This is a genomic window from Streptomyces sp. NBC_01294, assembly GCF_035917235.1.
Lineage (GTDB): Bacteria > Actinomycetota > Actinomycetes > Streptomycetales > Streptomycetaceae > Streptomyces > Streptomyces caledonius.
This window is the reverse complement of sequence record NZ_CP108423.1, coordinates 2077686-2090696: the sequence shown is the minus strand read 5'-3', so window position 1 is coordinate 2090696 and position 13011 is coordinate 2077686. Positions and strand designations below refer to the sequence as shown.

At 72.3% G+C, this 13011-nt stretch carries 9 protein-coding genes; 5 read left to right on the top strand and 4 right to left on the bottom strand.

Annotation, left to right across the window (positions count from 1 at the left end):
- Window positions 1–275: 275 nt before the first annotated feature.
- From OG534_RS09245 to OG534_RS09235, 3 genes are all read left to right on the top strand, one after another.
- Window positions 276–2396: a DNA gyrase/topoisomerase IV subunit B gene (locus OG534_RS09245; RefSeq protein WP_326587606.1), complete on the top strand. Its 2121-nt coding sequence runs from the start codon at window positions 276–278 to the stop codon at window positions 2394–2396.
- A gap of 177 nt (window positions 2397–2573) precedes the next feature.
- Complete coding sequence (locus OG534_RS09240) at window positions 2574–3059, top strand: DUF485 domain-containing protein (protein ID WP_326587605.1); 486 nt, start codon at window positions 2574–2576, stop codon at window positions 3057–3059.
- Window positions 3056–4648, top strand: coding sequence for a solute symporter family protein (locus tag OG534_RS09235; protein WP_326587604.1), 1593 nt, complete (start codon window positions 3056–3058; stop codon window positions 4646–4648). Before OG534_RS09240 ends, OG534_RS09235 begins: the two co-directional genes overlap by 4 nt.
- 6 nt (window positions 4649–4654) lie before the next feature.
- On the opposite strand, the gene OG534_RS09230 is transcribed toward OG534_RS09235, so the two are convergent.
- The 3 genes from OG534_RS09230 to OG534_RS09220 all read right to left on the bottom strand — a co-directional run bounded on the left by OG534_RS09230 (window position 4655) and on the right by OG534_RS09220 (window position 8542).
- On the bottom strand, window positions 4655–5356 hold the full coding sequence (locus tag OG534_RS09230) for a response regulator (protein ID WP_326587603.1): 702 nt from the start codon (window positions 5354–5356) through the stop codon (window positions 4655–4657).
- Window positions 5353–6963, bottom strand: a complete 1611-nt coding sequence (locus tag OG534_RS09225; RefSeq protein ID WP_326587602.1) for a sensor histidine kinase — start codon at window positions 6961–6963, stop codon at window positions 5353–5355. The genes OG534_RS09230 and OG534_RS09225 overlap by 4 nt, the downstream gene beginning before the upstream one ends.
- A gap of 343 nt (window positions 6964–7306) precedes the next feature.
- A complete protein-coding gene (locus OG534_RS09220) occupies window positions 7307–8542 on the bottom strand; it encodes a citrate synthase (protein ID WP_326587601.1) in 1236 nt (411 codons plus the stop codon).
- Window positions 8543–8607: 65 nt separating this feature from the next.
- Here OG534_RS09220 and OG534_RS09215 point away from each other — a divergent pair, with 65 nt between their 5' ends.
- Together OG534_RS09215 and OG534_RS09210 are read left to right on the top strand one after the other, a co-directional pair.
- Complete coding sequence (locus OG534_RS09215; protein ID WP_326587600.1) at window positions 8608–9774, top strand: citrate synthase/methylcitrate synthase; 1167 nt, start codon at window positions 8608–8610, stop codon at window positions 9772–9774.
- Window positions 9775–9809: 35 nt separating this feature from the next.
- Window positions 9810–10886 (top strand): CobW family GTP-binding protein, encoded by a 1077-nt coding sequence (locus OG534_RS09210; RefSeq protein WP_326587599.1) that lies wholly within the window; start codon window positions 9810–9812, stop codon window positions 10884–10886.
- On the opposite strand, the gene OG534_RS09205 is transcribed toward OG534_RS09210, so the two are convergent.
- Window positions 10883–12952: a restriction endonuclease gene (locus OG534_RS09205; protein ID WP_326587598.1), complete on the bottom strand. Its 2070-nt coding sequence runs from the start codon at window positions 12950–12952 to the stop codon at window positions 10883–10885. The two genes, OG534_RS09210 and OG534_RS09205, sit on opposite strands and share 4 nt — an antisense overlap.
- Window positions 12953–13011 lie beyond the last annotated feature (59 nt).

Sequence of the window (13011 nt, the reverse complement as noted above, 5' to 3'; positions counted from 1 at the left end):
CGTGCGCTTGTTGCAGTTCCATCCTCGCTGGCGTCAGTGCCAGGTTGTTCATGAGGACGTGCCCGAACCCTAAATGGTTCATGCGCGGAAGGGAACGTGATGTTTCCTTCACCCGACCGGGGGATCGAACAGCCGTGCGGATCTGGACTAGGCTGAGGAACGCGCGAGGGTGGCGTTGCATCGGCTCTACCTGGCCTCGGTACCCTTCGACCGGCAACCGAGCCACCCCTGCGCCCGACAGGGCCAGAAAAGAAATTCAGCGAGGAGCGAACTGCGTGACCGCCGACACGTCCGTGCCTTCCAGCGCGCTGCTGTCCGGAGCAGACCGGGACGGTTCCAACTACACCGCGCGGCACCTGCTCGTCCTCGAAGGGCTGGAGGCCGTCCGCAAGCGCCCCGGCATGTATATCGGCTCGACCGACAGTCGAGGCCTGATGCACTGCCTGTGGGAGATCATCGACAATTCCGTCGACGAGGCCCTGGGCGGCTACTGCGACCACATCGAGGTGATCCTCCACGAGGACGCCTCCGTCGAGGTCCGGGACAACGGCCGCGGCATCCCCGTGGACGTCGAGCCCAAGACCGGCCTGTCCGGCATCGAGGTCGTCATGACCAAGCTGCACGCCGGCGGCAAGTTCGGCGGCGGCTCGTACGCGGCCTCCGGCGGCCTGCACGGCGTCGGCGCCTCCGTGGTCAACGCCCTGTCCGCCCGCCTGGACGTCGAGGTCGACCGCAACAGCGCGACGCACGCCATCAGCTTCCGCCGCGGCGTCCCCGGCATGTTCACCGAGCAGGGCGCCGAAAGCCCCTTCGACCCGGCGAACGGCCTGCGCAAGATCAAGCGCGTCACCAAGGGCAAGACCGGCACCCGGGTCCGCTACTGGGCCGACCGCCAGATCTTCCTCAAGGACGCCCGCCTCAATCTGGAGACGCTCTACCAGCGCGCCCGCCAGACCGCCTTCCTCGTTCCCGGCCTGACCCTGGTCGTCCGCGACGAGCGGGGCATCGACGGGGCCGGCAAGACCGAGGAGACCTTCCGCTTCGACGGCGGCATCAGCGAATTCTGTGAGTACCTCGCCCAGGACAAGGCCGTCTGCGACGTGCTGCGCCTGACCGGCACGGGCACCTTCAAGGAGACCGTCCCGGTCCTCGACGACCGCGGCCACATGACCCCCACCGAGGTCACCCGCGAGCTCGGCGTGGACATCGCCCTGCGCTGGGGCACGGGGTACGAGACCAACGTCAAGTCCTTCGTGAACATCATCGCCACCCCCAAGGGCGGCACCCACGTCTCCGGCTTCGAGCGCTCGATCGCCAAGACCGTGAACGAGGTGCTGCGCTCGGCCAAGCTGCTGCGCGTCGCCGAGGACGACGTGGTCAAGGACGACGCGATGGAGGGCATGACGGCCGTCGTCACCGTCCGCCTCGCCGAGCCGCAGTTCGAGGGCCAGACCAAGGAGGTCCTCGGCACCTCGGCGGCCACCCGGATCGTCGCGGCCGTGGTCGCCAAGGAGCTCAAGGCCTTCCTGACCTCCAGCAAGCGCGACGACAAGCAGCAGGCCCGCGCCGTGATGGAGAAGATCGTCGCGGCCGCCCGGACCAGGATCGCGGCCCGTCAGCACAAGGAGGCGCAGCGCCGCAAGACCGCGCTGGAGACCTCCTCGCTCCCCGCGAAGCTGGCCGACTGCCGCAGCGACGACGTGGAGCGCAGCGAGCTCTTCATCGTCGAGGGCGACTCGGCCCTCGGCACCGCGAAGCTCGCCCGGAATTCGGAGTTCCAGGCGCTCCTGCCCATCCGCGGCAAGATCCTCAACGTCCAGAAGTCCTCGATCTCGGACATGCTCAAGAACGCCGAGTGCGGGGCGATCATCCAGGTCATAGGAGCCGGCTCGGGCCGGACCTTCGACATCGACGCCGCCCGGTACGGCAAGATCGTGCTGCTCGTCGACGCCGACGTGGACGGCGCGCACATCCGCTGCCTGCTGCTCACGCTCTTCCAGCGGTACATGCGGCCGATGGTCGAGGCCGGCCGGGTCTTCGCGGCCGTGCCGCCGCTGCACCGGATCGAGCTGGTCCAGCCGAAGAAGGGCCAGGACAAGTACGTCTACACGTACTCGGACAACGAGCTGCGCCAGGCCCTTTTGGAGTACCAGCGCAAGAACATCCGGTACAAGGACTCGATCCAGCGCTACAAGGGCCTCGGCGAGATGGACGCGGACCAGCTGGCGGAGACCACCATGGACCCCCGGTTCCGTACCCTGCGCCGGATCAACATCGGCGACCTGGACTCGGCCGAGCAGGTCTTCGACCTGCTCATGGGCAATGAGGTGGCCCCGCGCAAGGAGTTCATCACGAGCTCCGCGGCGACCCTGGACCGCTCGCGCATCGACGCCTGATCCGGGTGCTGCCGCCGGCGCCGGCGGCACCTGACACCGAAGGGCTCACGGCACACCGGTGCTCTTCGCCCCATCACCTGTTGGAGTGAAGAGCACCGGTACACCAGTCCGGAAAGCGCCCATTCCGCACATCCTTGTGGGCACGCGGCCAATGCGGCGGCGGACAAGGAGAGTTCGGTGGACAAGCACGAAGGTCGTGATGCCGGAACGATCCGGCTGGACGACCCCTGGTACGACGCGCTGGCCGTCGGCTGGGGCGAGGGAGAGGAAACGTCCCCGCCACGCCCGGCCCCCGGCGGCCGCCCCGCACCCGGCGCATCCGACATCTACCTCGAAGTGCAGCGCAGCGCCGCCTTTCAGGAGGTGCGCCGCCGCTACCGCAGGTTCGTCGTCCCCGCGACCGCCGGTTTCTTCCTCTGGTACGTCGCCTACGTGGTCGCCGCCACCGCCGCACCCGGCGTGATGGCCCGGCCCGTGGTGGGCGCGGTCAACGTGGCCATGCTGGCGGGGCTCGGCCAGTTCCTCAGCACCTTCCTGCTGACCTGGGCCTACGCCCGGCACGCGCGGCTGCGCCGGGACCGCGCCGCGCTCGACCTGCGCTGGACCGTCTTCGAGCAGGAACGCGGCCAGGAGCGGGCCAGGGCGAGGGGGGCCGGCCGGTGAGCACCGAGCACCAGACCCTCGCGCTGATCCTGTTCAGCGTCTTCATCGCGGTCACCCTGGGCATCACCACCTGGGTCAGCCGCAACCGGCACGGATCGGCCGAGGAGTTCTACGCCGGCGGGCGGTTGTTCTCCCCCATGGAGAACGGTTTCGCCATCGCCGGCGACTACATGTCCGCCGCCTCCTTCCTCGGCATCTCCGGCCTGATCGCCCTCTTCGGCTACGACGGCCTGCTCTACTCGGTGGGATTCCTCGTCGCCTGGCTGGTGGTCCTCTTCCTGGTCGCCGAACTGGTCCGCAACTGCGGGCGCTTCACCCTCGCCGACGTCGTCGCCGCCCGGATGAGCGAGCGCCCGGTGCGGATCGCCGCCGGCACCTCCTCGGTCGTCGTCTCCGTGCTCTACCTCATCGCGCAGATGGTCGGCGCGGCCAGTCTGGTCGGTCTGCTGCTCGGGAGTTCGAGCGCCACCGCCCGGACCCTCGCCGTGGTGGGGGTGGGCGCGCTGATGGTGGTCTACGTGTCCTTCGGCGGGATGCGGGCCACCACCTGGATCCAGATCGTGAAGGCCGTGCTGCTGATGGGCGGGGCGATCACCCTGACGGTGCTCGTGCTGCTGCGCTTCCACGGGAACTTCGACCAGCTGCTCACCACGGCCGCCGACCGCAGTGGGCACGGGCGGGCGTTCCTGGCCCCCGGCCTCAAGTACGGCGGGGACTGGACCGCCCGCTTCGACTTCATGAGCCTCGGTCTCGCGCTGGTCCTCGGGACCGCAGGGCTGCCGCACATCCTGTCGCGGTTCTACACCGTGCCCACCGCGCGGGCGGCCCGCCGCTCGGTGGTGTGGGCGATCGCCCTGATCGGCGGCTTCTACCTGATGACCATCGTGCTCGGGTTCGGCGCGGCCGCGCTGGTGGGCCCGGACCAGGTGAGGGCCTCCAACGCCTCCGGGAACACGGCCGTTCCCCTGCTCGCGGCCTTCCTCGGCGGGGGCGCCGGATCCACCGGGGGCGCGGTGCTGTTCGCCTTTGTCGCCGCCATCGCCTTCGCGACCATCCTGGCCGTGGTGGCCGGCATCACCCTGGCCTCGTCGGCCTCGGTCGCGCACGATCTGTACGCCTCCCTCAAGCGCCGGCACGCCAGGCAGCGCAGCGAGGTCGCGGTGGCCCGGGTCGCGGCCGTCGGCATCGGGGCGGTGGCGATCGCCCTCGGGCTGCTCGCCCAGAACCTCAATGTGGCGTTCCTGGTGGGGCTGGCCTTCGCCGTGGCGGCCTCCGCCAATCTGCCGGTGCTGCTGTACTCGCTCTTCTGGCGCGACTTCACCACGCGGGGAGCCGTCTGGTCGGTGTACGGAGGCCTGGTTCCGGCGGTGTTGCTGGTGCTGGTGTCGCCGGTGGTGTCGGGCAGCGCGGAATCCCTCTTCCCCGGAGTCGACTTCCAGTACTTCCCGCTCCAGAACCCGGGCATCGTCTCGATCCCGCTGGGCTTCCTGGCGGGCTGGCTGGGCACGGTCACCTCGAGCGAGGAGCCGGACGAGGCGAAGCACGCGGAGACGGAGGTCCGCTCCCTGACCGGCGCCGGAGCGGTCTGAGCGCCGTCAGGCCGGGCCCTCCGACGGGAGCCAGGTGTAGCGGTGCTCCGGGCGGCCGGTCTCGCCGTAGCGCAGGGCCAGGGTGACGCGGGCGGTGCGTTCGAGGAGCTTCAGGTAGCGCTGGGCGGTCTGGCGGCTGATGCCCGCGCGGTCGGCGATCTGCTGGGTGGACAAGGGGCCTTCGGCGGAGAGCAGGACCTGACGGACCAGCTCCGCGGTGGTGGGGGAGTGGCCTTTGGGGAGTTCGTTCGCGGGTCCTGCCGCGGCGAGGGCGCCGAAGATCCGGTCCACCTCGGCCTGTTCGGCCTCGCCGCCCGTGTCCAGGGTGCGGCGCAGGGCCCCGTACGCCTCCAGCCGGGTGCGCAGCCCGGCGAAGGTGAAGGGCTTGACCAGGTACTGGAGGGCGCCCAGGCGCATGGCGGCCTGGACGGTGGCGAGGTCGCGGGCTGCCGTGACCATGATCACATCGGTGCGGTGGCCGAGTTGGCGCAGGCGGCGGACCAGGTCCAGGCCGTTCTCGTCGGGGAGGTAGTGGTCCAGGAGGACCAGGTCCACCGGATGCGTGCCGAGGAACTCCAGGGCCTCTGACGCCGAATGGGCCTGCGCCATCACCAGGAAACCGGGAACCTTCGCGACGTACGCCGCGTTGATCCGGGCAACACGCATGTCGTCGTCGACGACCAATACGTGGATCGGGGTCTCGTTCATCGCAGGGCCTCCGGAAGTACGACGGAGAATTCCGCCCCTCCGTCCGCTGCTTCACCGGCCCGGGCGCTGCCGCCCTGCCGCTCCGCGAGGCGGCGTACGAGGGCGAGGCCCAGCCCGCGCTCGCGGTGGGCCCGGGGCTGTTTGGTCGACCAGCCCTCAGTGAAGATTTCCTCGCGGCGCGCGGCAGGCACCCCGGGGCCGCTGTCGCGCACCCGCAGCACGGCGGTACGGCCTTCGGCGCGCAGCTCCACCTCGACCAGGGGCGCCGTCGAACCGGCGGCGGCGTCCAGGGCGTTGTCGACGAGATTGCCGAGGATCGTGACCAGGCCGCCGGGATCCACCAGGCGGTCGGGGAGGAGGCTGGTCCCGGCCAGCCGCAAGGGGACGCCGCGCTCGGCGGCGACGGTCGCCTTGCCCACCAGAAGGGCGGCCAGCAGCGGGTCGTGGACCTTCTCGGTGACCTGCTCGGCGGTCGTGCGGTGCACCCCGACGACCTCGGTCACGAACTCCACCGCCTCCTCGTGCAGGCCCAGCTCCAGCAGGCCGAGGAGGGTGTGGAGGCGGTTGGCGTGCTCGTGGTCCTGGGCGCGCAGGGCGTCGATCAGGCCCCGGGTGGAGTCCAGCTCGCGGCCCAGGTGCTCCAGTTCGGTGCGGTCGCGCAGGGTGGCGACGGCGCCGCCGTCCTCGGTGGGCATGCGGTTGGCGACCAGGACGCGGGAGTCCTGGACGGTGAGCAGGTCGCGGCCGGTGACGCGGCCCGACAGCACGTCGGCGGTGCGGCCGGCGCCGAGTACGTCGTCGAGCGGGCGTCCTGCGAAGGTGCCGGCGGGGTCCGGGGCGAGGCCCAGGAGGCGGGCGGCCTCGTCGTTGACCAGCCGGACCCGGCCGTCCGGGGCGAGGGCGATCACGCCTTCGCGGATGGAGTGCAGCATCGCCTCGCGCTCGGCGAGCAGGCCGGCGATGTCGGAGAAGGCCAGGTCGCGGGTCTGGCGCTGGATCCTGCGGGAGAGCAGGTAGGCGGCGAGGGCGCCCACCGCCAGGGCGCCGCCGGCGTAGGCGAGCAGTCCCGGGATGGCGCCGAGCAGCCGGTCGCGGACGCTGTCGTAGGCAATGCCGACCGAGACGGCGCCGACGATCTCGCCGTCGGCCGCGACGAGCGGGACCTTGCCCCGTGCGGAGCGGCCCAGGGTGCCCTCGTCGATCTCCATGACCTCGCGGCCCGCCAGGGCGTCGCTCGGGTCGGTGGAGACGGGCAGCCCGATCCGGTCGGCGCTCGGGTGCGAGCGGCGGATGCCGTCCAGGTCGAGGACGACGACGTACTCGGCGCCGGTGGCGCGGCGGATCCGCTCGGCCGAGGCCTGCACCGGGCTGTCCGCGGACGCCTCGGACGCCCCGGACGCCAGGAGACCGGCGGCCAGCGAGGGGTCGGCCGCGGCGCTCTGCGCGATGGCCAGGGCGCGCCGCATGGCCTGGTCGTCGAGCTGTGCGCTCAGCGGCGCCAGGAACAGTCCGGTGGCCAGGACGAGGACCCCGGCGGCGATGGCCAGCTGGGTCAGCAGGATCTGGGAGACGGCCCGTCTGGGCAGCCCGAGGCGCCGAGCGCTCATGAGGGGGAACCGCATGGGCAGTAACGGTAGGTCGGCTTCGGCACAAGCGGAACATTTGCGCCCGACTTGTCGGGTACCCCACTCCGGTCATGGCAGGGCCGTGTCCACGGCTCACTGCTGGTGAAGTGGGTGTCGTCGAGATCCTGCACGTCGAGCAGGACTCGGCGGGCGGGCGCCGAGGAGCTGTACGCGGCGCCGCTGCCGTACCGTGACGCCCCGCCGCCCTCCTCCGGGTTCACCGTGGCGGACCGGCCGGTCGTCCGGGTCCTCGGTGAACCGGCCGGTCGTCCGCGTCCTCGGTGAACCGGCCGTGCTGCCGGGCCGCGGGCCGGGCCGCAGCCCGTCAGGGCATCGGCTGGGGCGGGCGGGGACCGTGGTACTGCCCGCTCGGGCGCATCCGCAGGGGCCGCTCCTGGTACTCCTCCAGGGCGTGCGCGATCCAGCCCGCCGTACGGGCCACGGCGAAGACCGTCTCCCCGGCCTCCGCCGGCATCCCGCACGACACGGTGAGCACCGCCAGCGCCAGGTCCACATTGGGGTGCAGCCCGCCCTGCCGGGCCATCACCGAGGCCACCTCGCGTGCCGCACCCAGCGCCGGCCCGGCCTGCTCCAGCCCTTCCAGCCGGGCGAACAGCGCCCGCGCGCGCGGGTCCTCACCCTGGTAGAGCCGGTGGCCGAGGCCCGGGACCCGGCGTCCCGCCCGCAGGTACTCCGCCACCACCGGCGCGGCCCCGCCCTGCTCCAGCACCTCCACCAGCATCCGGTGCGCGAGCCGCCCGGCCGCGCCGTGCAGCGGCCCTTCGAGTGCGCCGAGCCCGGCCGACACCGCCGCGTACGGGTGGGCGCGCGCGGATGCGGCCACCCGTACGGCCAGGGTCGAGGCGGCCAGGTCGTGGTCGACCAGCAGCGCCAGCGCCAGGTCCAGCACGGCCAGCGCGTCCGGGTCCGGCTCGCGGGTCGTCAGGCGCGACCACAGCTGCCGGGCGATCCGGCCGTCCCCGGCCCACCGGGCGGGGCCCGCCGCGGGCAGTGCGCCGACCAGCGTGGGAATCAGGCAGCGCGCGGAGCCGAGTACGGCCTCCTCGGACAGGTCGAAGCGCAGCGGGTCCGCCACCGCGGCGGCCGCGACCGCGACCCGCAGCCGGTCGATGGGGCCGCCGTGGTCCGGCAGCGCGGCCACGGCCCGGCGGGCCGCCGCCAGGGCCTCCGGGGGAGCGGTGAACCGGGCGCCCCGGGGGACGGTCCCCGTCCAGAGCCACTCGGCGACCTCCTCGTAGCGGTACCGCGAGGCCAGGTCCACGGCGTCCACGCCGCGGAAGTAGTACCGGTCGGGCTCGATGAGGGTGAGCGCCGTGCGGACGGAGAGTTCCCCGGTGGGCGCCGCCGCCTCGCGCCGGCTCCGCCGGGCCAGGGCCTCGACCTCGGCCGCGTCGAAGCTGCTGCCCCGCCCGGCCGGATCGCGGCGGCTGGTGAGCTGGCCCCGGCTGACGTACGCGTACACCGTCGCCGGTTTCACCCCGAGGGCCCGCGCCGCCTCCTGTGTGCTGAGCCTGCGCCCGCCGTCCGTCTGGTCGCTCATGACGGACACCCTACAGATGAAGTGTTGTATTGATTTAATCAATATTGACAAGGATTGAATCCATCATGGATGGTCGATCCATGAACACCACCTTCGAAGTACCCCGCGGTCTCGCGGGTGTCGTGGTCACAGAAACCGAGCTGGGCGACGTCCGGGGCCGCGAGGGCTTCTACCACTACCGCCAGTACTCGGCGGTCGAACTCGCCGCCGGCCGCAGCTTCGAGGACGTGTGGCACCTGATGTTCCGCGGCACGCTCCCGGCGGACTCCGCCGAGCGGGCCGCCTTCGCCGCCGAGACCGCCCCGCTGCGCCGGCTGCCCGCGCCGGTGCGCGACGCCCTGCCCGGTCTGGCCCGGGCCACCCGGCTCTCGGGCCCACTCGCCGGGCTGCGCACCGCGCTCTCGCTGCTCGGCGCCTCCGCCGGCTTCCGCCCGGTCTACGACCTCGACCCCGGCCGCCGGGCCGCCGACGCGCTGGCCGCCTGCGCCGCCGTACCGACCCTGCTGACCGCCCTGCACCGGCTGGGGCAGGGCCTGGAGCCGGTGGAGCCGCGCGACGACCTCCCGTACGCGGCCAACTACCTCCACATGCTGACCGGCCGGGAGCCCGACCCGGCCGCGGCCCGCGCGGTCGAGCGGTACCTGATATCCACCGTCGACCACGGCTTCAACGCCTCGACCTTCACCGCCCGCGTGATCGCCTCGACCGGCGCCGACGTCGCGGCCTGTCTGACCGGGGCGATCGGCGCGCTCTCCGGGCCGCTGCACGGCGGCGCCCCCAGCCGGGCCCTGGACACCCTCGACGCCATCGGCACCGTGGACCGGATCGGGCCCTGGATCCGCGAAAGGGTCCTGGCGGGCGACCGGATCATGGGCTTCGGCCACCCCGTCTACCGCACCGAGGACCCCCGCTCACGCATGCTGCGCGAGATCGCCCTCCAGTTCGGCGGCCCCCTCGTGGACTTCGCCGTCGAGGTCGAGCGCCAGGTCGAGGAGATCCTCGCCGAACTCAAGCCGGGCCGGGAGCTGCACACCAACGTGGAGTTCTACGCGGGGGTGGTCATGGAGCTGTGCGGGCTGCCGCGCGAGATGTTCACCCCGACCTTCTGCGCGGCCCGGGTGGTCGGCTGGAGCGCGAACATCCTCGAACAGGCCGCCGATTCGAAGATCATCCGTCCGGCCGCCCGGTACACCGGCCCGACCCCGCCCCAGCCCGTGCCGCTCTTGGACTGACGGTCGGACCGACGGAGCCTGACTACGATCGACCGGTGAACAGCAGGCAGCCCATCCCCGTCGTCGTCCTCGCCGGATTCCTCGGATCCGGGAAGACCACCGTGCTGAACCACCTCCTCGCCGGCCGCGGAGGCACCCGGATCGGGGTCGTCGTCAACGACTTCGGGTCGATCGAGATCGACGCGATGTCGGTGGCCGGCCAGGTCGGGGACTCGATGGTCTCCCTCGGCGGCGGCTGCCTGTGCTGCGCCGTCGACGGCAGCGAGCTGGACGCGTACCTGGAAAAGCTCTCCGCTCCCGCCCACAGGATCGATGTGATCGTCATCGAGGCGAGCGGGCTGGCCGAGCCCCAGGAGATGATCCGCATGCTCATGGCCAGCGAGAACCCCGCCATCCGGTACGGCGGGATGGTGGAGGTCGTGGACGCGGCCGAATTTGACGCGACCCGCGCCAGGCACCCGGAGACCGACCGCCACCTCGCCGTCGCGGACCTGGTCGTGCTCAACAAGACCGACCGGGTGGACGCGGCCGAGCGGGCCCGGATCGAGTGCGAACTCGCCGGGCTCTGCGCCCCCGGCACCCCGGTCGTGGGCGCCGACCACGGGCGGATCGACCCGGAACTGCTCTTCGACCGCAGGCCCTGGACCGAGACGCGGGGGCAGCTCTCCTTCGAGGACCTCCTCGCTGAGGCCGACGGCCACGACCACTGCACCCACGCGCACGCCGCGTACGAGAGCACGGAGTTCGCCTCCGAACAGGCCCTGTCCCCGCGCCGGTTCATCGACTTCCTCGACCGCCGCCCGGCAGGGCTCTACCGGATCAAGGGCTTCGTGTGGTTCGGGGTCACCGGCCACGAGGAGAAGTACGAGGTCCACGCGGTCGGCCGCTTCCTCCGCTTCGCCCCGCGCCCCTGGGGCAAGGGCGAACCCCGCCTGACGCAGCTGGTCCTGATCGGCGCCGGCACCGACGGCCCGGGTCTGGTGCGCGAACTGGAGGCCTGCCGCGAACCGGCCCCCCACGAGGCCCGCCCCGAGAGCATGTGGGGCGTCCTGCGCTACGTGGCCCGGCCCGCAGAAGCCGAGGGCGAGACGCCCGAAGCCGACCCCGCCTAAGCGACCTCGACGCCGTACTCGCTCAGCAGGGCCTCCAGGCCGCCGCGGTAGCCCTTGCCGCCGATCACGAAGTCCCAGTCCCCGTTGGAGCGGCGCCGGAACGAGCCGAGGACCAGGGCGGTCTCGGCGGGGCGCCCGTCGGAGACGTCCAGCCGGCCGAGTTCCTCGCCGCCGGCGGACAACAGCCGGATGTGGGCGTCGGTGAACCCGGCGAGGTCGGCGTGGGGATCCACCTCCGGATCGATCGCGGCCACGAGGACCAGGCGGTCGGCGGACGTGGGCAGGGCGTCGAAGGAGACCTCCAACGCCGCCTTGTCGGGCGCCGCGTGCTCGCGGGACCGTACCGAACCGTCCGGGGTCCGCGTGTTGTTGAAGAAGACGAAGTGGTCCTCGCTCAGCACCCGGTTGCCCGTGCAGACGAGGGCGCAGACGTCCAGGGCGACCGAACCCGACCAGGACATGCCGAGCACGTTGTGGTCCGCCGCGGGAACGGGCTCGGGTGCCTGCCGCGCCGGGGCCGCGGCGGCGCCGCCGAGCCGGCCGCGAAGCCCGTACTGGCGGAGCAGATCGACCAGGTCCGTTCCGGGAACCAACTCCAGCGGCTTGCCGTTGGCAAAGGTGTACGACCCCGGCCCGAAGGACGCGGTGGTGACCAGCACCCCCTTGTTCGCCCCCTTGTCCTGGACCGTGCCGTACAGATCACGCACGGCCGTCGGCGGCACCGTGTTCCGGTAGCGCTTGACCTGCACCACGATCCGCCCGCCCCGGATCGGCGCCGGGTCCACCGCCTCCACGTCCACCCCGCCGTCGCCCGACCGCTGCGTCGTCACCGCCTCCATGCCCATCGCCCGGAACAGCTCGGCGACCAGGTTCTCGAAGGCGATCGGGTCCATCACGAAGAGATCCGGCTCGTCCTCGTCCGCGTCGCCCGCGTGCCCGCCGTGGCTGACGACACCTCCGCCGACCTCGTCGGGCCGGCGCCCGGGGCGTACCGCCGTCAGCAGGTCGGGCCGCGCCGACAGCTGCCCGCCCAACCCCGAGACCAGACAGTCCACCGCGCTGACCTGCTCCAGCCGCAGTCCGGCGAATGCGCTGCGCGCCGCAGGCACCGTGGCGAGCACGAACCGTGCCTCCTGACCCGTCACCGGATCGTGGCAGTCCACGAAGCCGTTGACCACGACCGAGTCCAGTACGCCGAACTCGTCGGCCGCGTACAGCTCGCGCACCACCAGCAACAGGCACTGAGCCAGCAGGTCCCGGTACAGCGCACGTCGTTCCGTGACCGGGCGGGGCTTCACCTTGTCCTGGTCGGTGCTCGGCAGGTACTGCACCGCCCGGGCCTCCGGTACCACCGCGTACCCGGGCAGTTCCCAGTCCAGCACCAGCTGGCGCGCGGCGGGATCGTACGCGGCCGCCAACTGCCTCGGCAGTGCCTCGGGCCAGGCCGTCGAGGCGTACAGGGCGGCCGAGAAGTACTCCACCGCCGCGTCGGCGTCGCCCGCGCGCAGTGCGTCGGCCAGCTCGGTGAGTCCGCCGTTGTGTGCCTGCATCCCGGCGAGCTGCTCCGCTGCCCACCGGTCGTACTGCTGGCGGTACGCGTCCAGTTGCTGCCGGCGCTGCGCCTCCGCCGCGTTCGCGGCCTGCCAGGCCTGGGTGTACCGGGCGTGCGCCTCCCGCTCCGCCTGCGCCCGGTGGTTCGAGCCGAGCGTCCAGCCCCGGCTCTGCTGCTGGAAGTCCTCGATGCGGGGCATCGGCACCGGGTGCGCGAGAGCCCCGGGGTCGAAGGGCTGCAGCCGGTCGGGCCGGGCCAGGGCGGATATGCGGAACGCCGGTGCCCGGCAGCCCGCGGCCAACAGGCCCTTGAGGGCGTCGACCTCGGCGTCGAGCTGCGCGGTACGCCGTAGGGCCTCGGCCTCGCGGTACTGCCGGTGGCTCCGGTTCGCGTCCCGTTCGTGGTCGCGCTGACGGCGCTCGGCCTCCCGCTGCTGGACCTGCTGGGTCTGTTGCTGCCGGCGCTGCGCCTCTGCCCAGTTCCCGATCAGTCCGCTGCCCGCTCGACGGCTCATCAGCTGCGTTCTCCCCCCACCGTGCCAAGAGGGAAAACACTAGTCGCCATTCGGGTGGT

Coding starts and splice junctions, on each gene's coding strand:
- OG534_RS09205 (WP_326587598.1), bottom strand. CDS start 12,952: ATGAGCCGTCGAGCGGGCAGCGGACTGATCGGGAACTGGGCAGAGGCG.
- OG534_RS09220 (WP_326587601.1), bottom strand. CDS start 8,542: ATGAGCGACCAGACGGACGGCGGGCGCAGGCTCAGCACACAGGAGGCG.
- OG534_RS09230 (WP_326587603.1), bottom strand. CDS start 5,356: ATGAACGAGACCCCGATCCACGTATTGGTCGTCGACGACGACATGCGT.
- OG534_RS09225 (WP_326587602.1), bottom strand. CDS start 6,963: ATGAGCGCTCGGCGCCTCGGGCTGCCCAGACGGGCCGTCTCCCAGATC.
- OG534_RS09215 (WP_326587600.1), top strand. CDS start 8,608: ATGGATGGTCGATCCATGAACACCACCTTCGAAGTACCCCGCGGTCTC.